A 23,994-nucleotide genomic window follows, 5' to 3' on the forward strand; every position below is an offset into this window, starting at 1 on the left:
AGGAACAGCGTCTTCGTGATCGACTCGCGTCAGCTGGATGCCTTCGCCGACGACTACCTGGGCAAACTCGGCTCACCGGTGTTGCCCCGTTACCTCGCGGGCCCCGGTGACCCCCGGCACATCACCCACGCTCTGTGCGCCGCAGGTTGGACCGTGCACTCCGATCCACTGCATCCGGTCATCCACATGAAGAGCCCCGACCAAGAGCACGAACTCATCTTCAAGCCATCCCCTCACCACTTTCGCGGCTGGTGGAAGGTGAACAGCATCCTCGGCCCGGGCCACTGGTACGCCTCGTTCAGCGGCGACGCCCCCGTGGAGATCATCGCCGGGCTCACCGACGCGCTCATGCGCCCCGCCCCGGACAACGCCTGCGGTGACATGGCGAGCGTCCTCGTCGCGCGGGGCTGGGAGCACACGGCAGACACCGCCGGCGGTCACAAGATCGTTTCCCCCGACCGCACCACCGAGGTCGAGCAGCGCATTTCCCCCTCCATGGGCCTGTGTGGATGGGAGATCGAGGTCGCCCGGAACTCGGGTCCGTACGGCCCCGAGGGCTTTCTGTGGCGAGCGTCCCTCGACCCCCGCGCCCCGGACCAAGTGGTGAGCGCGGTCGCCACCGCTCTCTGCGACCCAGCCCCCGCTCTGCGGCCCCGCTTCGAGATCGACGAAGGGCCCCATCTACACGTGGGCCAGGAAGTCGAAATCGGCACCCTCATCGTCACCGCACACCGCAAGCGCCTCGCCGAGGCCCGCCAGCAACGGCCCGCGCCTCCCACACGCACCACCTGCACGGGCCCAGTCGCGCTGCCCGGCACCCCCGTCCGCCGCCGCTGACCCGCACCCGCACCCGCACCCGCACCCGCACCCGCACCGAAGGAAACACCCTGCCCTCGTTCCCCTATCGCGCCGACCAGCACGCCGCCGCGCTCCAGGCACTGGCGACGTTCCTGGTGCAGAGCGAGATGATCCTCGCCTCCTGGGATTCCTACTCCGACGAGCACACCGACACCGACGGCATGCCGTACGACGACGAGTCGTACGGCTGGCGCAAGGTTCAGCGAGACACACAGACTTGGCGCGCTTTCGAACCCGTCCGCCGCTCGGCGCGCGAGCTGCTCGCGACGGCCGGGTTCCAGCTGCAGCACATCGCCGCCGGCGACGTCGAGTCCCGCTGGCCGTGGCAGCTGAGCGAACTCACCAAGGGCCTCGACCGCCTGGAGGCTCTGCGTACCGAGTGGGCTGAGACCCGCGAGGCCATGCGCACCTCCCGGCCGACCGACGAGCAGTTCATCGACGCGCTGGCCGAGCGGAACGCTGAAGCCCGGGGCTACCTGGATGCCTGGGCCACCCACGGACACGCCATCCTCGACCTGCACGCCGTCGCCCTCAAAACCCCCGCACCGGCCCCCATCGCCATCGCGAGCCCCGTCCAGCAGCCCGCCGCCAGCCGGTCGGCGGTGAGGCGCTGATGAACAAGCACGAGCTGGTCGACCAGGCACTGGTGTCCCCCGTCTACCTCGCCGGCCCCGGCAACCCGGCCTGGGTCACCGTCTTCGCCCAGGCCCTCTCCCACCCGGCGCCGCTTCGGCGGACCTACGAGCAGGCGCCCAGCCTCAACCGGCACCGGCTCGACCTGCAGTGGCAGCAGGTGCCGGCCGAAAGCCTCGCCTCTGTCCTGCCCGCCCGCGTCTCACGCCTGGCCGCCCGCCGGCCCGGCTCTCCTCCCCCGCCCGCGGCAGGTCCGTCCCCGCCGACGCGGCGCCACCCCCGCTGACCGTCCCGCCGCCGTCCCCGGCGGCACCGCTCAAGGAACCGCCGCCCCTTGCCCATGCCCAGCTCCCCTTCGTCCGGCTCCGACGGCTACGACATAGCCCTGAAGGTGCTCCTCGCCGGCTTCGCCGTCGGCCTTCCCGCCGCCTCCATCGCCTGGCTGAGCGGCAACTTCGCCGCCTGGGCGACGGGCGGCCCCTGGGTCCCCTACCAGCCGACCGACGCCCTCCTCCACCCCGACCAGCTCTGGCCCGCGACTGGAGAAACGCTCCTCCTCGTCGCCACCCGTATCGTCCCCGTCCTGCTGACGCTGGCCCTCGCCGCCTGCGCGGGCCTCCTGTGGCTCCGGTACAAGAACCGGTCCGGCGGCGGAAAGAAGACCGTCGACGGGATGGCGACGGCCCGCGACATCCAACCGCTGCTCGCCAAGGCCGTCGATGCCAAGGCCCGCTCCCTGCGGCCGAGCTTGAGACACGCCAAACACATCGAACCCCGCGACGCCGGCATCCTCGTCGGCAACCTCGCCGGGACCCGCCACGAGGTCCGCATGGGCTTCGAGGACGTGGCCGTCGCGATCATGGCGCCGCGCTCCGGCAAGACGACCAGCCTCGCCATCCCCTCGATCCTCGCCGCACCCGGACCAGTCCTGCTCACCTCCAACAAAGCGGCAGGCGACGCATATACGACGTGCCACGATGCGCGCAGCAGGGTGGGCCGGGTGTGGTCGATGGACCCTCAGCAGATCGCCCATGCCGAGCGGAGCATGTGGTGGAATCCGCTCGCCGACGCCAAGACGCTCGACGGCGCCGGGAGGCTTGCCGGGCACTTCCTCGCCGCGAGCGTGGACGCGAGCCAGCAGGGTGACTTCTGGTCCAAGGCCGGCAGCAACATCTTGTCGCAGCTGTTCCTGGCCGCCGCGCTGGACGAGCGGCCGATCACCGACGTGATGCAGTGGCTGGCCTTCCCCGCCGACCGGCGCCCGCTCGACATCCTGCGTGACCACCGATTCACCTCCGTGGCATCGCAGTTGAAGGGCACGGTGGAGGGACCGCCGGAGACGAGGGACGGCATCTACGAGACGGCCCGGCAGTACGCCTCCGCCCTCCTCAACCAGGACATCGCCGCCTGGGTGACGCCGCAGAAGGACGTCCCCGAGTTCCGCCCGGCCGACTTCGTGACGAGCACGGACTCCCTGTTCCTGCTGTCGAAGGACGGCGGAGGCGGCGCGAGCGCGCTGATCGCGGCGTGCGCAGACAGCGTGATGCGGGCAGCGACCACCCAGGCCGAGCGCGCCGGCGGGCGACTCGACCCGCCGATGCTCGCGATCCTCGACGAGGCCGCCAACGTGTGCAAGATCAGCGACCTGCCCGATCTGTACAGCCACTTGGGCTCCCGCGGGATCATCCCCATCACCATCCTTCAGTCCTACCGCCAGGGCCAGAAAGTCTGGGGGGACGCGGGCATGGACGCCATGTGGAGCGCGGCCACCGTGAAGATCATCGGCTCTGGTATCGACGATCCGGATTTCGCGGACAAGCTCTCGCGGATGGTCGGCGATCACGACGTCGAGACCATCTCGACCTCGCACTCCGAGTCTGGGAAGTCGACCTCGGTGTCGACGCGGCAGGAACGAATCTTGCCCGCCGACGCGATCCGCGCCCTGCCCAAGGGCTCCGCCCTGTGCCTGGCCACCGGCATGCGCGTCGCCATGCTCGACCTGCGCCCCTGGTACGCCGAGCCAGGCGCTGAAGAGCTCGCAACGGCCTCCGCGCGCGCCTCGAAGGCCATCACCGCACGCGCCGTCGCCAAACAGCAGCCTGCTCAGGGCGACTTCGGCCAGACCGCTTAGGGCCTGCCCGGCGGATCATGTGACTTCCTGATCAGTCGCGCGTTGGTTCGGTCATGGGGCGGGGAGATCTAACGAATCGCGAGTGGTCGCTTGTGGAGCCGCATCTGCCGCCTTCGGGCAGGCGGGGAGGACGGTGGAACGACCACCGCACCGTGCTCAACGGGATCCTGTTCCGGATCCGTACCGGCGTCCCGTGGCGTGACCTGCCGGAACGATACGGCTCCTGGAAATCCGTTTACGAGAGGCATCGCCGCTGGTCGGCGGACGGCACCTGGGACCGGATCCTGCAGGCGGTCCAGGCCCACGCCGACCTGGCCGGCCGGATCGACTGGGGCATGGTCGGTGTCGACTCGACCTCCTGCCGGGCCCACCAGCACGCCGCCGGAGCCCGCAAGGCCACACCGCGGGTTCCGAAAAAAGGACGACGCCCCGGCACCACCGCCCCGACGAGGGGCTCGGACGGTCCCGGGGCGGGCTGACCTGCAAGATCCACCTCGCCGGGGAAGGCGGCTGCCGCCCGATGGCTCTCCTGATCACTCCGGGCCAGTGGGGCGACGCCCCACAGATGATCGAGGTCCTGGACCGGATCCGGGTGCCCCGCCCGCTGGGCGGACGACCCCGGACCCGACCCGACCACGTCAGCGGCGACAAGGCATACAGCTCCCGCCGAAACCGCCGCTACCTGCGACGACGCGACATCAAGCACACCATCCCGGAACCGAAGGACCAACGCGCCAACCGCCGACGCAAAGGCAGCGCGGGCGGAAGACCCACCGGCTTCGACCCTGACCGATACAAGCGCCGCAACGAGGTCGAACGGACCATCAACCGCCTCAAGAACTCCCGTGCTGTCGCAACCCGTTACGACAAGCGAGCCTATGTCTTCCACGGCACCGTCACCGCAGCAGCAATCCGCCTCTGGCTCAAGCCGTGAACTACCGGAACCGATCTCTCAGAATCCCGGGACGGGGATGAAGCTCGGCCACCACGGGGGCACGCCGCCGGGGCACGGAGGAGTGGCGGCGCCCTCCCAGAAGATCGAGAGGACGCACCAGACAACACCGAGGAGCGTCACCGCGAGGGCAAAGGCATGGAGAAGGGGACGGTTCCCAAGAAGGGCGCCCACCGCGACCCAGACCAGCAGCAGGACCGTCCAGAGGCCCGGAACGAACAGCCACAGCAGGAAACCGCTGTTGGCCGCGTTGTTCACTCCCACGTCGCAGGTGGTCCACGACCTGCCCAGAAGCATGGCAGCGAATACCGCGAGAAGCAGCGCCACCGCCGACCCGAGCCACGCATGCAGCCGCCGACTCCCCACAGGCCCCCCGTTCGCCGTCCGCTGCGGGAAGCACTGGACCCGCACCGCTCATCACTGCCGCATCCAGCCAGTCCCCCGGCACTGTCCAACAGGGAAATGACACCCCTGGATCCTAGGAATCACATGATCCGCCGGACAGTGCCTAACCGTTCCCACCCCTGCCACTGACAGGCCCCCGCCCTTGTCCGCGCACACCGCCCCTCGCCGTGGAGACCAGTGAAGGCCATCGACCTCGCCGAACAGACCCGGCTCTTGGGGCTCGTACCGGGCGAACTAGGAGACCTGCGCGTCGAGATCGACGGCGTGCGGGCTAGCGACATCACCCGTCCCGTCCGGGAGATCGCCCCCATCACCGTACGCATCCACCAGCTGTCCATCAGGTGTATGCAACAGCTCGACATCCTCTCGGCCAGCCAGTACGCCGTCATGAAGCACGGGCCCGAGACCCTTGCCCGTTTCTCAGAGGCTGCTCTGCAGATGTCCGTCGCGGCCTCCCTGTGCACGTACGGCATCACCGGGCGCACCGACGCCCTCCTCTACGAGGACGGTGACCGGACGGCAGACACCAGCCGCCACTACCTGTCCGAGGCGGTCGAGGAACTCCTCCGCGCCGCCGGCACGTACCGCGGGCTCGCCCAACACCTCTCCCGACGGCTGGCCTCCGCCGCCGCCCGGGCCGAGGACCAGATCCTCATCGACTGGGCCACCGCCGAACGCGCGCTGACAGCCGTGAAGGTGCCGACCACCCCCGCAGTTCCGACGGCCAGCGCCCGGCATCCGTAACGCTCTTCCCCTCCGGCCAGGCCCCCGCGGCCTGTTTCCGGACTCACCCACCGACCCCAGGGAACACCGTTGGACTTCTCCCACAGCTCGGTCCCGAGCCCCGAAGACCTCGACTCTCTCACCCGACACCTGCTGGTCAGCATGAACAGGCTCGATGCCCTCCGGCGTCAGCGCGGCTCTGCGGCCGACCGGCTCGCGGACACAGTCCGGGCCACCGGCTGGATACACCAGACCTCGCTCCTGGCCGGCAGGCTCCTGGCTCAGACCGCGCTGAGCGACGCCCCCACCACCACGGACGGCCTTCACGCCGTCGCTCTTCTGCGCCACCTCACGGAGGCGACCACCAACGCCGCCGGACACGCAGCGAACGCCATCTCCGCCCTCGCGCACGGCGATGCCTCAGCGTCCGAGCACCTGCTCGGGCAGGCCAATGACACGCTGGCGAGAACCCCAGTGGCCGTTCAGGACGTCGGCGCCGCTCTCCTGCGTCACGACGGCGTCCTCTACGCCCAGGAGCGTGCGGCCCGTGAACAGGCCGTGACGGGCAGCACGGCCGTCAAGGTGAGCGAGGCCCAGCGCAAGGGCCTGGCGGTCTTCGCCCGCGGCGACGCGGTCGTCCGAACCTCGTACTCGGGTGTCCGGGAGGTCGACACGCCCCTGCCTGCTCATCTGCGGGCCACGACCATCGATGCGCTCGTCGACAAGAAGCTGGTCGACCTCACCCCGCTGCAGGGCCCGACAGAGCGGTACAGCGCGCGGCTCACCTCCAGCGGTGTCCGGACCCTGCTGGAAGCCCGCTCCGTTCCGTCCCTCCCCACCGCCGTCCCGAGCCCCACCGCGGCACGCGCGGGCGCACCTCGGCCCGCAGGCGCACGGCGCTAGCCCGCCGCCCGCCCCCCATCACCTTGACCAAACCCATAGGGGCCCCCGAAGGGACGCTCCGCCATGGAGTCCCCCAACCCTCTGCTGGATCTCTCTCAGGACATGACGTCCGTGTCCGCCGCCTGAAGGACTCTGACAGCGAGGAGATCTTCGCCCAGGGCACCCGTCTCTTCCTCGCCTCGCAGCAGGTCAACGCCAAGCTCGTCGGGCTGACCCGGGCTCTCGCCGCGGGCCCGTACGCGAAGGTTCCCGAGAGCCAGCGGGTGCTCGCCGAACTGACCGCGAACGTCGCTGCGGCCTCCGCCGGCTCCGCCTTCATCGCCTCCGCCGTCGCCGGCGACCCACTGAACACCATCGGGCTTCCCCCATCTCCCGAGATCGCGGAGGACATGGCCCGGGTGCGGCAGGAGACGGGGCTGGGCGATGTCCAGGGCGCCCTGGAAGAAGCCGCCGGCCGCCTCCACCTCGTGGCCACAAGCTGCGCCCACGCCGCCTTCGATGTCGCGCGCGCCGCCGGCACCACCGCGGCGGCGTCCCGGCCGGCCCTGAACACGACACCATCCGTGCCCAAGCAGGCCGATGTCTCCGTCACGCGAAGCAGGTAGCCGTGGAGAGCAGCGCCACGGACCGCTTCCTGGTGTCACCTCGGTATTTGGCCGGCACGGGTGACCGGCTCGCGGATGTCCTCGGGCCCCTGATCCACCTGTTCGGGTGGGAGCACACTCATGACCCGGCGTCCGGTCACGTCAGCGTGGACAGCCCGGGGCACGATCTACTGCTGGTTTTCGCGCCGTCCAGCCCCGGCGGGACATGGTGGACGATCCAGCACCCCGACCCTCTTTGGAAGATCACCGCCACCCGTCTCACCCCGCACGAACCCCTGGCCGCGATCACCCAGGCCCTGCCCCACCTCCGCCAGGAGCACCTCGCCCGGGCTCTCATCCGTGCAGAAGTTCCAGGTGAAGGCGCATATCTCACTGCGTTGCGTTGGATCGGCTTCGACCTCGGCCCAGAGTTCCGTGATCCCAGAAGTCACGGCGGCTGAGCTGACCCGCCAGGTGCTGGTCGAACCATCGAAGAACGCCATGAACGCAGCCATGCCGCGTGTCCACCACGCCCGCTCAGGCACCCCACAACCGGCCTGGGAGGGCACTCCCTCCCTCAGACGAAAGGTCACGAACTTGTCTCGATTCTCGATAACTTGCCCGCTCCACGGAAATGCTCAGTGGCGGCATACCCGTGACACCTCGCCTGCCGAATGGGCGGATGTCGTCGAGTTGGACGCCGCGATCAGGAAGGGCAACGCCCGCGCCAGCGCGGCCGGCAACGCCCTGCGGGGCCAGGCGTCCCTGCACCGTTCGCGTGTCCCGCTCGGCGAGGCCCCGATCGACCACGTCACCAGAGCCGAGCGCGCTGCCCTCGACGCCGCGGCGGAGGCCGAGGCAGAAGCCGCCGAGCTGGATGTGGTGAACGGCTGCGCCCCCTGGAGCTGCAGCTGCGACACCGACGCAGAGGTCGGGCAGGACGACTTCGGGCTCGCCTCGTGATCACGGATCGCGATCTCGTGATCGACCTGTTCGCGGGACCGGGTGGCTGGAGTTTCCCCCTGCAACACTTCGGGATCCGGGACGTGGGACTGGAGTGGGACGAGTGGGCGTGCAAGACACGCGCCGCCGCTGGCCTGCTCACCATCCGCACAGACGTCGCGGCCTACCCGGCTCGGATCTTCGCCGGCCGCACGCGCGGATTCATCGCCTCCCCGCCGTGCCAGGCATGGAGCACGGCGGGCAAACGCCTGGGCCTGGTGGACCAGCCGCTCGTGCACCAGGCGGTCACCGACCTTGCCGCCGGCCGCGACACCCGCGACAGGCTCCTGGCCGCCTGCCAGGACGAGCGGTCCCTCCTCGCGGCAGAACCGATGCGCTACCTCCACGCCCTCGCTTCGGTCGGCGAGCCGGAGTGGGTGGCGATGGAGGAAGTCCCAGACGTTTTGCCGCTGTGGAAGCAGTACGCTGCGATCCTGCGGTCCTGGGGCTTCTCGGTGTGGACCGGTGTCCTCAACGCAGCCGACTACGGCGTCCCGCAGACAAGGAAGCGCGCGATCCTCCTCGCCTCGCGCGTGCGTACCGCAGAGCCTCCACCTCCGACACACGCCCGCGTCGCCGAGCCCGAGTCGCTGTTCGGGCCGGGCCGCGAACAGTGGGTGTCCATGGCCGAGGCACTCGGCTGGGGCGCCACCGACCGGCCTGTGCCCACCATCTGCGCCGGCGGACCCGCCAGCGGCGGACCCGAACCGTTTCCCTCCGGCGCCCGCAAGACGCTGGCGGACGCCCGCGACCGCGGCACCTGGACAGCATCGCCGGCGGCTGAGGACATCGTCCTCAAGCCGCAGACCCGCGGGGCGGGCTGGACCGCCCGACACGGATCGCGCGGCGCCAGCCCCGCGACCGGCCCGGCCCCGACGTGCACCAGCAAGGCGACGCACTGGACCTGGGCCCTGCGCAGCAACAACCAGACCAACGCGACCGTCCGGCCGATCTCCGAGCCCGCGGGCACACTGTTCTTCGGGCACCGGGCGAACGAGTGCACCTGGGTCGCCCAGGCGACCGCCTCCGTGCAGGACCAGGAGGGCCCGGCGCCGGCGCCGATCCGAATCACCGCCGCCGAGGCCGGCACGCTGCAGACCTTTCCCCCCAGCTATCCGTGGGCAGGGAACAAAGGCCAGCAGTTCTCCCAGATCGGCAACGCCGTCCCACCGAGACTCGCCGCGCACCTTCTCGCACCGCATCTCGACCGCATCCTGACCGCCAACGACTTCAGCCTGGCCGCCTGATGTCCTCGGCTCACTCCCCCGATACCGAAGATCTGTACGAGCCGGCCGAGCGCCCGCCTCTCTACTACGCCGAGCAGGCGCTCCTCGGCGCCGTCCTCCTCCAGCCCGGGCTCCTCCCGACCCTGAGCGGACTTACAGCCTCGGCCTTCGACAGCCCCGCGCACGCCGCCGTCTTCGCCGCGATGCGCGAGATCGCCGTCCCGGAAGAGGCGACCACCTTCGCCGGGCTCGACTGGCTGAACGCGGTCCTGGCCAAGGCCCGGCAGCAGGCGCCGGGCCTGACCCCTTCGTACATGCACACTCTGATATCCGCCTGCCCCCAGCCCCAGCACGCCTCCGCATACGCCGTGGTCATCCGCGCCGAATACGCCCGGCGCACCCTCCGCCACCACGCCGAGCAGCTCGCACGGGCAGCCACGGACACCACCGTGCCGGAGCGGCCACAGCACGCTCTCACCGCCGCCGACGCCCTCGCCCGGCACCTTGATCAGCTGGCCGAACGGTTTCCCTCCCCCGCCCACCCTCTGCCCCACACACCCCAGCCACCGGCCCCGCACCTGGCGGAGGGAGACAGCGGGCAGCAGGCCGAGCAGTGGCTGCTGGCGAGTGCGGTGTCGCGGCCGGAGCAGCTCAGGGGAATGAGCTGGCTAGCGGCCGAAGACTTCCTCGATCCCTTTCACGCCGGCCTGTGGAAGTGCGTCACCGCTCTAGCCCACAGCGGCCATCCGGTAGATCCGGTAACGGTTCTGTGGGCGGCCCAGCAGCGCGGCCTCCTCTCTGCCGGCATCGCCCCTGCCGCCCTGATCTCCCTGCTGTCGACCCCCGTCGGCTCCGCCGCGTACTGGGGCGAACGGATCCTCGAACGTAGCCTGCTCGGCCAAGCCCTCCACACCGCCGAGCAGATCACCACCTACACCGCAGACACCGCCAACTCCGCGCACCAGCTCATCACCGGCAGTCGCCGCGCGCTCGCCGACCTGCACGCCGTCCGCAGCCGGTGGCAACACGCCACCCACCACCTCACAGTCTCCGTTCCTCCTGCCGGAAACACCGCTTCTCCACGAGCCGGCCCACGAAGTCCCCTCACCACCCAGAGCACTCCAGCCCCAACCTTGGCCAGCCACACCCCCGCTGGCCGAGTCCCCTAACCGAAGGGCCTCGATGCCCCACGCCCCCGCTGACGCCCACATCCGCTTCGAAATCCATCCCGACCGCCGCCCCTGCGTCATCGCCAGCACCAGCGGACGAGCCGCCGACGCCGCTCGCTCCCACCTCCACGATCTCGGATGGCGCAGCACCAGCTCCGAAACCATGGTGCTCGCCCGCATCGACCACGAAGAGCCCCACTACACCCGCTTCGCCACCGAGCAGCTCCAGCGTTACGGCTTCAGCACCGAGATCACCCCGGGCCTCCAACAAGAGATCGACACCGAGTGGGAATGGGGCAACTACCCCTTCCCCTGGTGCACCAGGGAGGAAGCCCGAGAGGTGAGCGCCCAGGCACAGCACCTTTACGACGACATCGCCGAAGGCCGCCTCGTCATCCACCTGCACGCCGACGACGGTCAGAACACCGTCGCCGTCGGCAGTTACGCCAGTGGCGTCCGACGCCACGTACACCTCCGCGGCGAGAACCACCTCCGGCAGGTCACCGCCACGTACGAAGACGAAGCAGAGGCCGTCGCCGAGTTCCACCGGCTCTATTCCGTCGCCGTCCGCCCCGGCCCCGCCCCGCTCACCGACCTCGAGCAGGCCGTCCGCCAGCTCCACGCGGGCAAGCCCCTGTCGACCTCCGAGGAGACCTCCGCGCCCACGGCCGAACCGCCGGTCGCGGAGCCCGGCGAGCACGAGGACCTCCTCGGCGCCCTCTTCGACAAGGAGCGTCAGTGGAAGAAGTACCGCCCCTTCGACGAGACGACCGTCGCCTCCCACGAATCCCTGCTTCTACGAGCCGAGTTCGACCACGAGGCCCGGCACCGCAGCGACGTCGCCTGGACGATCGCGGAGTATGACGGCCCGGTCGGCGAGCGCCTCTGGTACGCCACCGTCACCGCCGGCACCCCCGTCCCCCTAATCCGCGCGATGCTTCAGCACCTCGACGCCCCGTCCCACACCACTGCCGACCACCCGGACGACGTCCTCCACAATGCCGCCTGGTACCCGGGGAGCCACCCGGCCGGCACCACCTGGGCGGCACCGAACCGGACCATCGTCTTCGAATCCACCCCCCACGCCGTGGCGGACCGATGGACGCTATACGGCGGGGAGGACCTCAACAGGGCAGCCTGGAGCATCCGCCTGTCCGCCAGTGTTCCCCTCGCCTTCCTAGCGCAGCTCGCCGAGACCGCCACCGGCCTGCTTCCGCCACCCACACGGCCGACCCCGAGGCCGGTCCCAGCGCCCGCCCGTCGGCTCCCTTCGCCAGTGGCCGCCCAGCGCGCCCACAGCCGGTAATCGGACCCGGCCAGGTCTCCGCCAGCTCTCACGACCAGCCCCACTAACCCTGACCTGAATGGATTCGATATCAGGTCGACCACCACCATCCGGCGGACTAACGGGTGTCGCCGGGTTCGACGGGCACGCTGCGGGCGTCGGTGGGGTCGGTGGGGTCGGTCATGGCTGGTCACCTTCAGGGCACGGCCCAGAACGCGACCTCGCCGACGGTGTCGGCACCGCCCCAACCAGGGGCCCCCAGGAGCGGTTGGAGATCCAGGCGAGGTCATTGATGGCTCCATTGGCGCGTTTCCAGTCTGCCCAGGCGCGGGCGCGGAGGGTGTCGGTATCGCCGCCGCGCTGATGGTAATAATCGGCGTAGACGTTCATCCTCAGTCTTTCCGTCCCGCATAAGACCGCCCCAAAGCGACGCCGCCAGGTTGACATTGGCGAGTTCGAGTGATTCGGCGCGGGTGAAGTCGGCAGTTAGGCAGGCGTTGAGGATCTTTTACGCCCTCGTCGCCATCTCCCTGGCGATCCCCTTGACGCAGTCGGGGTCGATCACGGGACCCTCCTTGCCGGTGGCAGGCGGCATGATGTGCCGGTGGATGCGTTGAGGAAGTTCTTCGAGGAGCACGCTGCCTTCTTCGGCGTCGTGGTACCGATCCTGGCGGTCGTTGGCGCCTTCGCTGGAAGCTGGGCCGCGGGGTGGATGCAGGCGCGCGGCGGCCGGGATCAGGCAGCGGCGGCAAGAGAGGCAGCGACGATAGCCGCCGAAGCTCAGCGGGTGGCCGCACTGTGGACGGTACGGCACGTTCTGACGGCTGAGTTGATTCAGCTTGTTCGCGAAAAGGCAGAAGCAACGCATCGGTTGTACTCGGAGAACGACGCTGACGGGACGGTGCAGGGGCAGATCGACGAAACCGGTCGCGCCGTCCTGCGTAAGGCAGCGGAGATCGAGCTGATCATCCCAAGTGCCACTATGCAAGCCGTTGAAGACATGATCCGTGCCCTGGACAAGTTCGCCGTCACTTCCAGCGTTGCCGGGCCGGCGCGCCACTTCCGGGTCGTGATCGGTGAGGCGATGTGGTGCGATGACTCGGCCCACGCTGAACTCGCCGGTCGGGCAAGAGCCTCGCTCGACGAATTGGGCGTGGCTGCGGTTTCCGGGGACAACGGGGAGAAGGTTCGAGCGATCGTCGCTGCGCAGGATGCTCTCCGAGCTGCTGTTGCCGACATTACCGACACGCAGGTGGGGCTGCTTGTTTCACACGTGATGGGCGGCCGGGAGTGGCTCGATCGACAAAGAGAGGATGCGGCACAGGTCACTGAGTGCTTGGACACGCTCGTTGCCGCCGCCCGCGAGATGCTGAAGTCCGAGGACGATGTCGTCCCGAGAGTGTCGGAGCGCCGTCGGTGGTGGATACGAGCCACAGCGTAACTTGACCGCAGGACCCACCCGTTCGGCAGCACTCGTCGCCAGTGACCTCGGGGCGTGGGCACCAGCCGCTAAGCCAACTGGAGTTGCGGGCCGGACGCAACGGTGCCTCGGCAACACCCCTCAACAGCCCCACTCGTATCGTTGGGTGACCCGCGTCGTTCTGAATCACCCACCGCCTCCGCTACGCGGAGCTACCAGACCGTGTCGCCGAGATGATCTCGGCCCACGGGATTCTCGCCAGCGCCGCGTGGTGGTCGTATGCCGACACTGGGGACGGCGAGTTCGGTGAACCGGCGATCGAATCGTCGGAGGTGGCGATGGCGACGACGGTGTGTAGCCGGTCCCCCCGCTGATCAACGGCCTTCGCTGCCATATCCCTCCATGGGGGAGGTCGTGCATGGCACGGTGCGAGGCGGCGAAGGTCTGGGGGAGCCGAAGTCGACCAGCTTGCATGCACCGCCGCCAGGCATGGGCTGAGGATGTGGCGGCCTCTACAGAAGTTGCCGTCCCACCTCCATCGGCAGGATGAGGCGTGGCCTTCCAGGCGATTCCTGGCGGGTGCGCCACTCGCGCGGATAGCCCACCGACACCTCTTCGAAGCGAACACCCTCGTGATAGGTGGTCCGCGGGATGTGGAGATGGCCGTAGACCATGGCGGCCACGCGGAACCTGCGGTGCCAGTCGGCGGTCAGCCGTGTGCCGCACCACATGGCGAACTCCGGGTGCCGCAGGACGTTCATGGGGTGGCGGTCCAGCGGGTAGTGGTTGACGAGGACGGTGGGCAGATCCTCAGGGATCTCGGCCAGCCTCTGCTCGGTCTCGGCGACCCTGGCCCGACACCAGGCCTCGCGGCTCGGATAAGGGTCGGGGTGAAGCAGGTACTCGTCGTTGCATACGACGCCGGACCTTCTCGCGTGAGCCAGTCCGTCGTCCTTGCCGGCGCAGCCGGTCGGCAGGAAACTGTAGTCGTACAGCAGGAACAGCGGTGCCACGACGACCGGACCGCCGGGACCGTACCAGACCGGATACGGATCTTCTGGGGTGGTCACGTTCAGTGCGCGGCACATGTCCACCAGGTACTCGTAGCGGGCAGTGCCACACAGCGTGACCGCGTCCCGCGGGTGGGTCCACAGCTCGTGGTTTCCCGGGGCCCAGACGACCTTGCGGAACCGGCCCGCCAGTGTCTTGAGGGCCCAGTGGATGTCTGCCGCGGTCTCGGCAACGTCCCCGGCCACGATCAGCCAGTCTTCCTCGGCACGGGGGTGCATCTTCTCGACGAGCGCGCGGTTCTCCTCGTAGCCGATGTGGAGGTCGCTGATCGCCAGGAGCTGCCCGCCGCCTTCAGCCTTCGATGTCACCTTGAGCCTCCTCTTCGCACGGAGCGGCACCGCCGGCAAACGCGGTGAACCGATCCGAGTTCGGTAGAAATCCCACTCCTTGGCGGAGTCGGGCCGATCACGAGAACCCCTCGCTTTCACCACCGGACGCTAGGATTCGAGTCCATGAAGCCATCCGCCGCGGGCCCGACTCCAGGCCTCATTTCCCACGTTCTTCCGGCCGACGTCACGGGAGTCGAGTCATGGGCGGACGGCCATGACATCACGCTGTTTCCCGCCGAAGAGGAATACCTCGCCGGAGCCACCACGACCCGCCGTCGCGAGTTCGGGGATGTACGGTGGTGCGCCCGTCAGGCCCTGGCCTCGATGGGTGCGCCGTCGGGTCCGCTCGTCCCCAACGCGACCGGTGCCGAGTTCCTCGTCCGCTATCCGGCTTGGCCGCGGGGGTACACCGGCTCCCTGACCCACTGCGACGGATACCGGGCCGCCGCCGTCGCAACCACCGCCGCCGTCCTCGCCCTGGGGATCGACGCCGAGCCCCACGACCACCTTCCCGCGCCGGCCCTCGGCAGGATCGCCGCTCCTGAGGAAATGGACCGCCTGGCCGTGCTGCTCGCGGAGCACCCGGAAGTGGCCTGGGACCGGGTGTTGTTCAGTGCCAAGGAAAGCGTCTTCAAGGCAAGGTTCCCGTTGACCCGGCGGTGGTTCGACCTCCGCGACTGCGTGATATCCATCGACCCGACCTGTGCGACCTTCACCGCCCATGTGCCGCAGGACCCATCAGAGGCCGACGAGTCCACACCACCCCCGGTCCTAGGCCGGTGGGCGGTCAGCGGCACCGTCTCCGAGGGCCACGTCGTGACCTCGGCGGTTATTCGATGAACCCGTTGATCACGGTGGCCTTCCCCGATTCGACCGCCCGGTCCATCACATAGTTACCGACGGCGATGTCCAGCACGCCCAGTCCGAACGGAGAGAAGATCACGGGCCTCCCGCCCGGCACGTCGACCGTCCCGTTCAGCAGTCCACCCAGCGTGCCGTGAATGAACTCCCGGTTTCCGGTGACCTGTTCAGCCAGGTGCGGGGACGTATTCGCCTTCAGGCAGTGCTCGACGTCGTCGACGAGGTTGGTGGACGCCAGGATGACTTCGGGCGGGAGGTCGCGCAGCGAGACGTTGAGGACGACCTGGTCCGGCGTGAACCGGTGGTCGGCGTCCACGTACGGCTCGCCGGCAGTGGTGGCGAAGACCACCAGGTCGGCCTTCAGGGCCGCGTCGAGCCCTACCGGATCGACGTCGAGGCCGATCTCCGCGCGCACCCGCTCCGCGAATCCCACGATCCGATCGTGGTCGAGGTCGTGGGCGACGACGCTCGCGATGTCGACCGTGGAACTGTGCAGGTGGTCGAGGATGGTGGACGCGATCACCCCGGTGCCGACGACCCCGACCGTGATGCCGGCCCCCTTGCACAGCTGCTCCGCCGCGACCGCGGCCGAGGCCGCCGTTCGGGCAGCGCTGATGTGCGCGGACTCCAGGCACGCCAGCGGACGGCCCGTCTCGAAGTCATTGAGGATCAGCACCGCCGAGGCCCGCGGGATGCCGCGCGACAGGTTGTCCGGGAAGCTGGAGATCCACTTGATGCCCATCCGGTTGACATCAGCCCCGATGTAGGCGGGCAGCGCGATGACCCGTGAGTTGGGCTTGTGCGGGAAGCGGAGGAAATAGCTGTCCGGATTGATGGTGTCGCCGGCGTCGTGGAGGCGATAGGTCGACGCGACGATGTCCCGGACCTTCGCCTTGTCGCCGCCGAGGATGCCGGCGATGTCGGGGCCGGCGACGACGATGAAGTCAGACACTGCTGGGCTCCTTGGTCAGAGTCGGGTGGTCGTTCAACCACTGTTCCGAGTAGAGGGTGGACAGGTACTTGTCCCCCAGGTCAGGGGAGATGACTACGACCCGGGAGCCGGTAGGTATCTCGTCCTGCATTCTTCGCACCCCCGCGAGTACCGTGCCGGTCGATCCTCCGACCAGGAGGCCGTACGCGCGGGCGACGTGGTGGCATTGCGCCACGCTCTCGTGCTCCGGTACGAGCACCTTGTGGAAGGTGCCGTCGTCGGTGTAGATCTCCGGGAGACGGCTGGAGCCGAGCCCGGGGATATAGCGGCGCTGAGGGCTGCCGCCGAAGGTGATCGAGCCTTCCGCGTCGACACCGACGATGCGGTGCGACAGTCGGTTCTCGCGCCGGTACTCCAGGCAGCCCATCAGAGTTCCCGAGGTGCCGACGCCGATGAAGAGGTAGTCGATGGGGCCGAATTCCCGGTCGATCGACCGAGCCGTGGTGTCCCTGTGCGCCTCCACGTTGGCCCGGCTCTTGTACTGGTTCAGCCATACCAGGTTCGGATCGACGTTCAGCATCTCGGCGACCAGGGCGAGGCGCTGGACAAGGAAACCCCCGTTCGCGTCGGGCTCGTCGATGATGACGACCTCCGCGCCCAGGGCCCGCATCGCCAGCACCGCCGACTCGACCGTGTTCAGGTCGGCGACGATGGTCAGCGGGTAGCCCTTGATCGCGCAGACGATGCTGAGGGCGATTCCGAGGTTTCCCGACGAGGACTCGACGACCCGGCTCAAGCCGGGGACCAGGGTCCCCGCCTTCTCGGCCTGCTCCACGAGTTTGATCGCGGCCTTGAACTTGATCGAGCTCGCGGGGTTGAGCCCCTCGATCTTCAGGAACACGTCCGAGCCGGGCAGAAAGTCGGGGAGCGCCAGGAAGACGTCGTCATGGACGATCTCTGTCGCGTTCTGGTAAATCAATCGGACATCCTTCCAACAGCGTTTGCAGAGAGACCGAACGGTCGGAGCCCAGGGAATGGACGGAGTGTCATGTCGCTTGTCCCGTCAGCCTTGACGACCCGCGCCGACTGACCGTCATGGATGCGGTGCTGCCACGCGCAGGGCCGGGGCAAGCCAGCGGCCCGATCGGCGTGACGCACCGCGGCTCCACGTACGCGGCCTACCTCGCGGACCCGACCAGTTCACGCTGGTCGTCGCGCGTCTCCGGAGCCTGGTCCGCGAGGATCCCTTCCTCGACCAGCATGTCTCGTTCCATGCGATCGGGCAGCGCCCACCGGTAGAGCGGCACGGCGAGGGCAGTGGTGATGACGGCGACGAGCACCAGCATGGAGAAGACCTCCTGGCTAATGATCCCCTGCGCCAGGCCGATGTTGATGAAGATGAGGATCATCAGACCGCGGGCGTTCATCAGACCACCGATGGCAAGGGATTTGCGCCAGGAGAGGCCTGTCCCGCGCAGGGCGAGGCCGCAGCCGAAGTACTTCCCGACGAATCCCGCCACGAGGATCAGCAGGAAGGGGCCGATCATGGCCCACCCGCCGAGGCCGTTCAGCTGGGTGTTCAGACCCGAGAAGGTGAAGAAGATCGGGAGCAGCAGGACGTTGACGACCTCCATCATGCGCTTGAGTACGGCCTCGCGGAACGCGGGGTGCTTCGGCATGGCCAGACCGGCGACGAATCCGCCGAACACTGAGTAGATGCCGATGTAGTCGGTGAAGTAGCCGGCGGCGATGACGACGCCGAGCACCAGGTACATCTGGTCGAGACCGAACGCGCCAGTCCGCTGGACGCGCTCGCCGAGCGGCCTCAGGAGGGGACGCACGACGAGGAGCATGACGGCCACGAAGACGACGGAGAGACCGATCGTCACGAGGGCCTTCGCTCCTCCCGCGTTGGCGTGCATGGCCGAGATCACGGCGAGGAAGCACCAGGCGGCCGCGTCGTCGAAGGAGGCCCCGAGCAGGGTCATCCGGCCCAGCGAGGTGTTCTGCAGGTTCCGCTCGTACAGGATGCGCGCCAGCATCGGGAACGCGGTGATGGAGAGCGCGCCGCCGACGAAGAGCACGAACTCGACCGTGCCCACGTCAGGCTTGGACAGTCGGTCGTACGTCAGCCAGCCGACGGCTCCGCCCAGCAGCAGGGACGGAAGCATGCCGGAGACGGCCAGCAGACCGGCCCGCTTGGCCTCCTGCTTTCCGTTGGTGCCGCCGCTGTGGTCGAAGCCGACGCCGATCAGGAACATGAAGAGAGTGAGGCCAATGGTGCTGAGGACGTAGAGGATCGGCTTAACCTCGGGCGCGAAGATGAACTTCTGTCCCGCGGGCCATACGGCGCCGAAGAGCGTCGGTCCGAGGAGGACACCAGCGACCATCTCTCCGAGCACCCGGGGCTGCTTGACCATCAGGGCGAGGCGGCCGCACACCCAGGAGGCAGCCATGATGACGATGATGGCCGGAAGCACCTTGAGGACCAGTTCGAGGTTCTTGTCGGTGACCGCGGCGGCGATCTGGACGGATCTGGACATGCTCGTTCTCTCTGTCGGATTCGCTGAGGGGGAAGCAGTCTGCGACCGCTTCTGGGAGTCCGGCCGGGTTGCCGGTCGGCCGGCACCCGGTCGGGAATGTGGGCCGTGCAGTCCAGCCCCCGTCCGACCGTCGGCGTCACATCGGACCGGGTCGAAGGGCCCGCTGGGGTGCGGGCCGGACACGGCGGGAGAGGCAGGGCGGCCCCTAGACCTCGTACTCGGTCCCGACGCCGTCGAACCGCAGGCGGTCCTGGATGACGACGCGGTCGCCGTTCTTGTCGAAGCCACGCAGCAGACCGGCCTCGAAGAGGCGGATGACGATCTGGGAACTCACGTCGGCGCCGTCGGCGTCGGCCAGTTCGCTCTCCAGCTCCTTGAAGCCGAAGTTCTCCTGCTGCATGCGCTGGAGGATCTTCTGGTGCCGCTCGTCCAGACGCCACTTGACCATCTCGCGACCGGCCTCGTTCGCCACCACCTGCTTGGGCATGAGGCGGAAGTCGACCGGGTCGATCTTGTAGTAGGGCTTGAGGAGGACCTCCTCACCCACCCACTCCAGCCGCGTAATCTTCCGCAGCGCCTTGTGCAGGTTGGACACCCACTGCACGCGAGCCGGAACGAGCTCGTCGTCGGAGAACTCGGAGCTCAGCCCGTCCCGCTGGTGGCGCCCGATGCTCATCATCGTGGTGGCGCGCTCGCGGAACACCTCGGCCGACCATCCCGAACCGTCCTCCGCGTTGACCAGGTTGCCGAACCAGCGGCGGCGCTCGACCCGGTCGTCGTCGGACTCGCGGATCCGGCGCTTTGACCAGAACTCGGAGTCCGGCTCGCTGAACGAGGCCATCGTGTAGAAGGCGGCCAGGAACTCGTGGTACTTCTCGTAGGTCTCCTGGTAGGCGCGGGTGTACCAGGCGTGTACGGTCTCGGCCTCGTCCGGGTGCGCGCTGAGGCGGTCGATGGCTGCCGCGGCGGACACCGCCGACTGTGCGGCCATCTGGACGCCCTGCGAGAACAGCGGGTCGGTGAATGCGGCGGCGTCCCCACTGAGGAACCAGCGTCCGCTGGAGTACTGCTCCGAGTCATAGGACCAGTCGTGCACGATGCGCACCTGATCGCAGCGCTCGGCCCCGTCGAGGATGGCCATGGCACGGTCGGCCTTCGCCAGTGTCGAGGTGTAGAACTCCTCGTAGCCGCGCTCCTTGACCTCGTCGGCCTTCGAGCGGTCGACAACGAGACCGACGCTGTACACGTCTCCCTTGAGCGGGATCATCCAGACCCAGCCGTCCTCGAAGGTGATCGAGAACGTGGTGCCCTTGAGGTCACCCTCGAACGGGTCGGCCTTCTTGAAGTATGACCAGATCGCGAAGCTCCGGAAGTACTCGTCGTAGCGGCGCTTCTTCAGCTGGCGCGCGAGTGGTCCACCGGAGCCACCGGCGTCGATGACGTAGTCGAAGGAGTCGACAACGGTCTCGCCGGCTTGCTTGTACGAGAGGGTAACGCGGTCCGGGTCGGAGATGTCCACCGCGGTCACGGGAACATTCATATAGAGGGGGATGCCGCGTTCACGGACCTCCTCGACGAGCATGTGGTCGAACTGTCCGCGGTCGACCTGGATGGCGTGGTCGAGGACCCACGGCGCGGTCTTCGGGGTGTTGAAGGAGAAGGTCCAGGGCACTTCGCCCTTGCCCCAGAGGAAGGTCGCCGACGGCTTCTTGAGGAAGCCGGCGTCCTTGATCTTCTCCTCCAGGCCGAGGCGGTTGTAGATCGAGAGCGAGCCCGGCAGGAAGGACTCTCCGACCCGGTAGCGCGGGAAGGTGCCCCGCTCGAAGACCACTGCCTCGTGGCCGAGCTTGTTGAGGGTCAGGGCCGCCGCACAGCCGGTCGGGCCGGCGCCGATGATGGCCACACGCTGCTGGTTCATGACATTTCCTTACGGGTCTACTGGATGGGAAGGGACTTGATGCGGCTGGGCGCGAGGTAGGAGCGGGCGTCCACGGCGTCCTCGAAGAGGGTGAGTCCCGCCTGGATGCGGCAGTCGTCGCCGACCGTCACGCCCGGTGCCAGCTGGCAGCCGATGCCGATGAAGTTCCCGGAGCCGATCCGGACCGTGTTGCCGGTGTGGAAGTTGGGTGAGATGAAGTTGAGCGAGCCCACGTGCGAGTGGTTGCCGATGCTCGACTTGTAGTGCAGGACGTTGAAGCTGCCGAGCGTGGCGTTGACCCCGATGTAGTTCTCGGGGCCGATGATGTTCCCGACACCCTGCAGAGCGCTTTCGTCGACGGTCGAGGTGGAGTCGACCACGTTGATCGCGTCGAGGTTCCACGCCTCGATGTAGTCACAGATGGCAGCCGCCCGGAGCTCCATGTCCGCCACGGCCAGGACGACCCGGGTGCCGTCGGGCAGAGCCTCCCGAGAGATCTCCTCCCACTGTCCATCCGGAACGGTGACCTCCTCGCCCGGGAGGGCGAGGAAACGGTCGACGGTGTGCCCCGCGCCGTGCACGTAGCGGGCGACTTCGGCGGCGAACTTGGAGGCCCCGAGGAGCACGACATCAGCCACGGTTCAGCTTCCTGTCCTTCTTGAAACGGGCCGAGAAGGCCGTCTGGGCGACGATGGTGACCTTGGCCGGCATCTTGAACGGCTCGACCTTGCCGTCGAGGAACTCCCGGATGTGACGCCGGAGTTCAGCCTTGGAAAGCTCACCGGCCGGGACCACCTCGACGTGGACCGCCTGGCCGGTGATGGAGTTGGGCATGCCGAAGACCACGCAGTCGGAGATCTCAGGGCTACCGAGGAGAATGGACTCCAGTTCGAGTGGAAGGACCTTTTCGCCGCCGACGTTGATGACCTCGGCCGCCCGGCCCTTGACCTTGATGTAGCCGTCCCCGGTCTCCTCGACCAGGTCGCCGGTGCGGAACCAGCCGTCCTCCGTGACGGCCTCATTCGAGTAATTCAAGTACCCGAGGAACTGGGTCTTCGTCCGCAGCTGGAGCTCGCCGTCGACGATGCGGTACTCGGAGCTGTCGTCCTCGATCCGGAAGGACGTACTGGAGGAGGACTTGCTGCTGGTGGTCGAGATGCCGGTCTCGCTCGTCCCGAATGTCTGGAGCAGTCGGGCCCCGGGGATCGCCGCGTGCACCCGCTTGAGCAGCTCCTCCGGCATCGGCTCGGTCCCGTAGGTGATGAGCTTCAGGCTCGACAGGTCGTGCTTCTCGTGGAAGCCGCCGATGAGGACGAGGTTCAGGAAGGTCGGGCTGGTCGGGAGCAGCCGGATCCCGTGCTTCTCGACGAGGGAGCAGATCTCCCCGGGTGTCCGCTCGGCCGGGATGACTGCGCTCGCCCGCGAACGCAGCACGCCGAGGAGCGAGTTGATCCCACCGATGTGGTCGGCCAGCAGGAACAGCAGGATGTTGCGCGGGATCCGGCTGACGTGCTCGGGCGCGTCCGCCTTCTCCGCGAAGATCGCGTCGAGGTTGTGCAGGATCGCCTTCGGCTTCCCCGTCGAGCCGCTGGAGAGCAGGATGAGGCCCGACTCCCCCGCCGCCCGGAGGACGTCGACGCGCTCGGACGTCTCGCCGCCGGCCGGATCACAGCGTTCGACGGTCACCTCGTCGCCCACCGCGACGATGTACTCGGCACGGCAGGTGCTCCGGACGGCGTCGTGGCTGGCCTCGGTGAAAGACACGATGGGGACGACGATGCTCCGGCGCCGGTAGAGCGCGTAGAACGCAGCGATCTGCGAGAAGGAGAAGTCTCCGTGCAGGACGACCGTCGCTCCCGCCTCCATGCCCGAGGCATCGAACAGCGCCTCCAGCCGGTCGATCTCGTCAGCCAGCTCCGCATAGGAACGGGTGATCCCGCGGTCGATGACAGCGACGCGATCGTTCAGGCTCCTCAGCCGGACCGTCAGTGTGTCGCGCACTAGTGAACTCCTCCTAGATGAATCGTTTCTCCGGTGATGAACCCGGACCGCTCTGACGTCAGGAACTCCACCGGGCCGACCAGGTCCTCGAACTCGCACATGCGGTCGATGGCCTGCCGCGCGAGGACGTTCGCCCGCGCCTCGTCCGGAAGCGTCCGCGTCAGGACGGTTCTCACGATCGGCAGCCCCAGAGTGTTCACCCGGATGGCGAAGGACGCCAGTTCCTTGCTCATGACCCGGGTCGCCTGCTCGACGGCGCTCTTGCTTGCCGAATAGACGAGCTGGCCGTCGAGCGCCCATGGGACGGCGACTGTCGAAATGTTGAGGATGGACGTAGTCGTCCGTTCGCTCCTCTGAAGCAGCTTGGTCGCCTCCCGGCTGCACCCGAGCATCGCGAAGAAGTTGATGTCGAAGATCTTCCGGGTCGTCTCCTCCGGGGTCAGCATGAAGTGGTTCATGGTCGCGGTCCCGGCGTTGTTGACCACGCTGTCGAGGTGGCCGAACTCCTTCCGGATAGAACGGAACATGCGCTTCAACTGCTGTGAGTCGGTGAGATCCGACTCGAAGTGGCGGTACCCAGGGTGGTCGATCGTGGAGGAGCGCCTGCTGCAACCGATCACCGTGTCCCCACGCCCCAGGAAGTGCTCCGCCAAGGACTTTCCGATCCCGGTACGGGTCCCGGTGATCAACATCGTCGCCATGGTGTCGCGGCCGCTCAGGCGTCGGCCGTGACGCCGGCCTCCTCGAGCTCACCGATGGCGAACTCGATGAGCCGGCGGGCGCTGCTGAAGGGGCTGATCCGCTGTGAAACGGCCTTTTCGGAGGTCAGCGAGATTTCGACGTCGTACTCGTCCTCGATCGCCTCCTCGACGCGGGCGAGGAAGTTCACCAGCTGCATCGAGTCGAAGACCGCCGAGTTCCCGTAGAAGCTGACCTCCATCGGGTCATCCGTCGGGATCTTCTCGTCGCGTCGTTCGTTCAGTTCCTCGATGACGTCGAGGATGAGGGCGAGCAGGCGTTCCTGCATGGTCTTGTCCTTTTCTGAATGG

Annotated in this window: 25 protein-coding genes; 15 read left to right on the forward strand and 10 right to left on the reverse strand. The window is 68.2% G+C overall.

Annotated elements, in window-relative coordinates; genetic code table 11:
- The first annotated feature begins 15 nt into the window (after positions 1-15).
- From ACZ7G1_RS07375 to ACZ7G1_RS07395, 5 genes are all read left to right on the forward strand, one after another.
- On the forward strand, positions 16-837 hold the full coding sequence (locus ACZ7G1_RS07375) for an SPDY domain-containing protein (protein ID WP_470873814.1): 822 nt from the start codon (positions 16-18) through the stop codon (positions 835-837).
- A 116-nt stretch (positions 838-953) separates the two neighbouring features.
- Complete coding sequence (locus ACZ7G1_RS07380; protein WP_470873812.1) at positions 954-1,472, forward strand: hypothetical protein; 519 nt, start codon at positions 954-956, stop codon at positions 1,470-1,472.
- Positions 1,472-1,777 (forward strand): hypothetical protein, encoded by a 306-nt coding sequence (locus ACZ7G1_RS07385; RefSeq protein ID WP_470873811.1) that lies wholly within the window; start codon positions 1,472-1,474, stop codon positions 1,775-1,777. Before ACZ7G1_RS07380 ends, ACZ7G1_RS07385 begins: the two co-directional genes overlap by 1 nt.
- Positions 1,778-1,831: 54 nt before the next feature.
- Entirely contained in the window at positions 1,832-3,622 is a 1,791-nt protein-coding gene (locus ACZ7G1_RS07390) for a type IV secretory system conjugative DNA transfer family protein (protein WP_470873921.1), read from the forward strand.
- Between the two features lie 53 nt (positions 3,623-3,675).
- A protein-coding gene (locus ACZ7G1_RS07395) for an IS5 family transposase (protein ID WP_470873810.1) occupies positions 3,676-4,556 on the forward strand; the annotation gives its coding sequence in 2 pieces (ribosomal slippage) (positions 3,676-4,036 and positions 4,036-4,556; 882 coding nt in all).
- A gap of 18 nt (positions 4,557-4,574) precedes the next feature.
- Here the strand turns inward: ACZ7G1_RS07395 and ACZ7G1_RS07400 are convergent.
- Entirely contained in the window at positions 4,575-4,901 is a 327-nt protein-coding gene (locus tag ACZ7G1_RS07400; protein WP_470873809.1) for a hypothetical protein, read from the reverse strand.
- A gap of 255 nt (positions 4,902-5,156) precedes the next feature.
- On the opposite strand from ACZ7G1_RS07400, the gene ACZ7G1_RS07405 reads away from it, so the two are divergent.
- The 9 genes from ACZ7G1_RS07405 (at position 5,157) to ACZ7G1_RS07445 (ending at position 13,312) form a co-directional block, all read left to right on the forward strand.
- The gene (locus ACZ7G1_RS07405; protein WP_470873808.1) at positions 5,157-5,723 is read left to right on the forward strand and encodes a hypothetical protein; all 567 of its coding nucleotides are present in this window, start codon (positions 5,157-5,159) and stop codon (positions 5,721-5,723) included.
- A 141-nt stretch (positions 5,724-5,864) separates the two neighbouring features.
- On the forward strand, positions 5,865-6,605 hold the full coding sequence (locus ACZ7G1_RS07410) for a hypothetical protein (RefSeq protein WP_470873807.1): 741 nt from the start codon (positions 5,865-5,867) through the stop codon (positions 6,603-6,605).
- Positions 6,606-6,628: 23 nt separating this feature from the next.
- Positions 6,629-7,210 (forward strand): hypothetical protein, encoded by a 582-nt coding sequence (locus ACZ7G1_RS07415; RefSeq protein ID WP_470873805.1) that lies wholly within the window; start codon positions 6,629-6,631, stop codon positions 7,208-7,210.
- Positions 7,211-7,212: 2 nt separating this feature from the next.
- Positions 7,213-7,650, forward strand: a complete 438-nt coding sequence (locus tag ACZ7G1_RS07420; RefSeq protein WP_470873804.1) for an SPDY domain-containing protein — start codon at positions 7,213-7,215, stop codon at positions 7,648-7,650.
- A 232-nt stretch (positions 7,651-7,882) separates the two neighbouring features.
- The gene (locus ACZ7G1_RS07425; protein WP_470873802.1) at positions 7,883-8,152 is read left to right on the forward strand and encodes a hypothetical protein; all 270 of its coding nucleotides are present in this window, start codon (positions 7,883-7,885) and stop codon (positions 8,150-8,152) included.
- Positions 8,149-9,438: a DNA cytosine methyltransferase gene (locus tag ACZ7G1_RS07430; RefSeq protein WP_470873800.1), complete on the forward strand. Its 1,290-nt coding sequence runs from the start codon at positions 8,149-8,151 to the stop codon at positions 9,436-9,438. The genes ACZ7G1_RS07425 and ACZ7G1_RS07430 overlap by 4 nt, the downstream gene beginning before the upstream one ends.
- Entirely contained in the window at positions 9,438-10,586 is a 1,149-nt protein-coding gene (locus ACZ7G1_RS07435; protein WP_470873798.1) for a DnaB-like helicase N-terminal domain-containing protein, read from the forward strand. The genes ACZ7G1_RS07430 and ACZ7G1_RS07435 overlap by 1 nt, the downstream gene beginning before the upstream one ends.
- A gap of 13 nt (positions 10,587-10,599) precedes the next feature.
- Positions 10,600-11,892, forward strand: a complete 1,293-nt coding sequence (locus ACZ7G1_RS07440; protein ID WP_470873796.1) for a DUF317 domain-containing protein — start codon at positions 10,600-10,602, stop codon at positions 11,890-11,892.
- 583 nt (positions 11,893-12,475) lie between these two features.
- A complete protein-coding gene (locus ACZ7G1_RS07445) occupies positions 12,476-13,312 on the forward strand; it encodes a hypothetical protein (protein WP_470873795.1) in 837 nt (278 codons plus the stop codon).
- A 491-nt stretch (positions 13,313-13,803) separates the two neighbouring features.
- Here ACZ7G1_RS07445 and ACZ7G1_RS07450 read toward each other — a convergent pair whose 3' ends face one another.
- Positions 13,804-14,670 (reverse strand): metallophosphoesterase family protein, encoded by an 867-nt coding sequence (locus tag ACZ7G1_RS07450; protein WP_470873794.1) that lies wholly within the window; start codon positions 14,668-14,670, stop codon positions 13,804-13,806.
- A gap of 144 nt (positions 14,671-14,814) precedes the next feature.
- On the opposite strand from ACZ7G1_RS07450, the gene ACZ7G1_RS07455 reads away from it, so the two are divergent.
- Positions 14,815-15,531 (forward strand): 4'-phosphopantetheinyl transferase family protein, encoded by a 717-nt coding sequence (locus tag ACZ7G1_RS07455; RefSeq protein WP_470873792.1) that lies wholly within the window; start codon positions 14,815-14,817, stop codon positions 15,529-15,531.
- Here ACZ7G1_RS07455 and sbnB read toward each other — a convergent pair.
- The 8 genes from sbnB to ACZ7G1_RS07495 all read right to left on the reverse strand — a co-directional run bounded on the left by sbnB (position 15,521) and on the right by ACZ7G1_RS07495 (position 23,972).
- The gene (sbnB, locus tag ACZ7G1_RS07460) at positions 15,521-16,504 is read right to left on the reverse strand and encodes a 2,3-diaminopropionate biosynthesis protein SbnB (RefSeq protein WP_470873790.1); all 984 of its coding nucleotides are present in this window, start codon (positions 16,502-16,504) and stop codon (positions 15,521-15,523) included. The two genes, ACZ7G1_RS07455 and sbnB, sit on opposite strands and share 11 nt — an antisense overlap.
- Positions 16,497-17,462: a 2,3-diaminopropionate biosynthesis protein SbnA gene (sbnA, locus tag ACZ7G1_RS07465; protein WP_470873788.1), complete on the reverse strand. Its 966-nt coding sequence runs from the start codon at positions 17,460-17,462 to the stop codon at positions 16,497-16,499. Before sbnA ends, sbnB begins: the two co-directional genes overlap by 8 nt.
- A gap of 199 nt (positions 17,463-17,661) precedes the next feature.
- Positions 17,662-19,026, reverse strand: a complete 1,365-nt coding sequence (locus ACZ7G1_RS07470) for a cation:proton antiporter (protein ID WP_470873787.1) — start codon at positions 19,024-19,026, stop codon at positions 17,662-17,664.
- A gap of 205 nt (positions 19,027-19,231) precedes the next feature.
- Positions 19,232-20,944, reverse strand: a complete 1,713-nt coding sequence (cmlS, locus tag ACZ7G1_RS07475; RefSeq protein ID WP_470873785.1) for a chloramphenicol-biosynthetic FADH2-dependent halogenase CmlS — start codon at positions 20,942-20,944, stop codon at positions 19,232-19,234.
- 17 nt (positions 20,945-20,961) lie between these two features.
- A complete protein-coding gene (locus ACZ7G1_RS07480; protein ID WP_470873783.1) occupies positions 20,962-21,582 on the reverse strand; it encodes a DapH/DapD/GlmU-related protein in 621 nt (206 codons plus the stop codon).
- Positions 21,575-22,945 (reverse strand): ANL family adenylate-forming protein, encoded by a 1,371-nt coding sequence (locus tag ACZ7G1_RS07485; RefSeq protein ID WP_470873782.1) that lies wholly within the window; start codon positions 22,943-22,945, stop codon positions 21,575-21,577. Before ACZ7G1_RS07485 ends, ACZ7G1_RS07480 begins: the two co-directional genes overlap by 8 nt.
- Complete coding sequence (locus ACZ7G1_RS07490) at positions 22,945-23,637, reverse strand: SDR family NAD(P)-dependent oxidoreductase (protein WP_470873780.1); 693 nt, start codon at positions 23,635-23,637, stop codon at positions 22,945-22,947. The genes ACZ7G1_RS07485 and ACZ7G1_RS07490 overlap by 1 nt, the downstream gene beginning before the upstream one ends.
- A gap of 23 nt (positions 23,638-23,660) precedes the next feature.
- Positions 23,661-23,972 carry a hypothetical protein gene (locus tag ACZ7G1_RS07495; protein WP_470873778.1) on the reverse strand — a complete coding sequence of 104 codons (312 nt, stop codon included), beginning with the start codon at positions 23,970-23,972 and terminating at the stop codon, positions 23,661-23,663.
- Positions 23,973-23,994: the final 22 nt, after the last annotated feature.

The sequence above is a fragment of the Streptomyces sp. NPDC037273 genome (genome assembly GCF_055603625.1).

What these genes read in the sequence shown, in the direction of transcription:
- ACZ7G1_RS07385 (WP_470873811.1), top strand. Translation starts at nt 1,472, where the DNA reads ATGAACAAGCACGAGCTGGTCGACCAGGCACTGGTGTCCCCCGTCTAC.
- ACZ7G1_RS07410 (WP_470873807.1), top strand. Translation starts at nt 5,865, where the DNA reads ATGAACAGGCTCGATGCCCTCCGGCGTCAGCGCGGCTCTGCGGCCGAC.
- ACZ7G1_RS07495 (WP_470873778.1), bottom strand. Translation starts at nt 23,972, where the DNA reads ATGCAGGAACGCCTGCTCGCCCTCATCCTCGACGTCATCGAGGAACTG.
- ACZ7G1_RS07390 (WP_470873921.1), top strand. Translation starts at nt 1,832, where the DNA reads ATGCCCAGCTCCCCTTCGTCCGGCTCCGACGGCTACGACATAGCCCTG.
- ACZ7G1_RS07440 (WP_470873796.1), top strand. Translation starts at nt 10,600, where the DNA reads ATGCCCCACGCCCCCGCTGACGCCCACATCCGCTTCGAAATCCATCCC.
- cmlS (WP_470873785.1), bottom strand. Translation starts at nt 20,944, where the DNA reads ATGAACCAGCAGCGTGTGGCCATCATCGGCGCCGGCCCGACCGGCTGT.
- ACZ7G1_RS07435 (WP_470873798.1), top strand. Translation starts at nt 9,438, where the DNA reads ATGTCCTCGGCTCACTCCCCCGATACCGAAGATCTGTACGAGCCGGCC.
- ACZ7G1_RS07490 (WP_470873780.1), bottom strand. Translation starts at nt 23,637, where the DNA reads ATGTTGATCACCGGGACCCGTACCGGGATCGGAAAGTCCTTGGCGGAG.
- ACZ7G1_RS07470 (WP_470873787.1), bottom strand. Translation starts at nt 19,026, where the DNA reads ATGTCCAGATCCGTCCAGATCGCCGCCGCGGTCACCGACAAGAACCTC.
- ACZ7G1_RS07455 (WP_470873792.1), top strand. Translation starts at nt 14,815, where the DNA reads ATGAAGCCATCCGCCGCGGGCCCGACTCCAGGCCTCATTTCCCACGTT.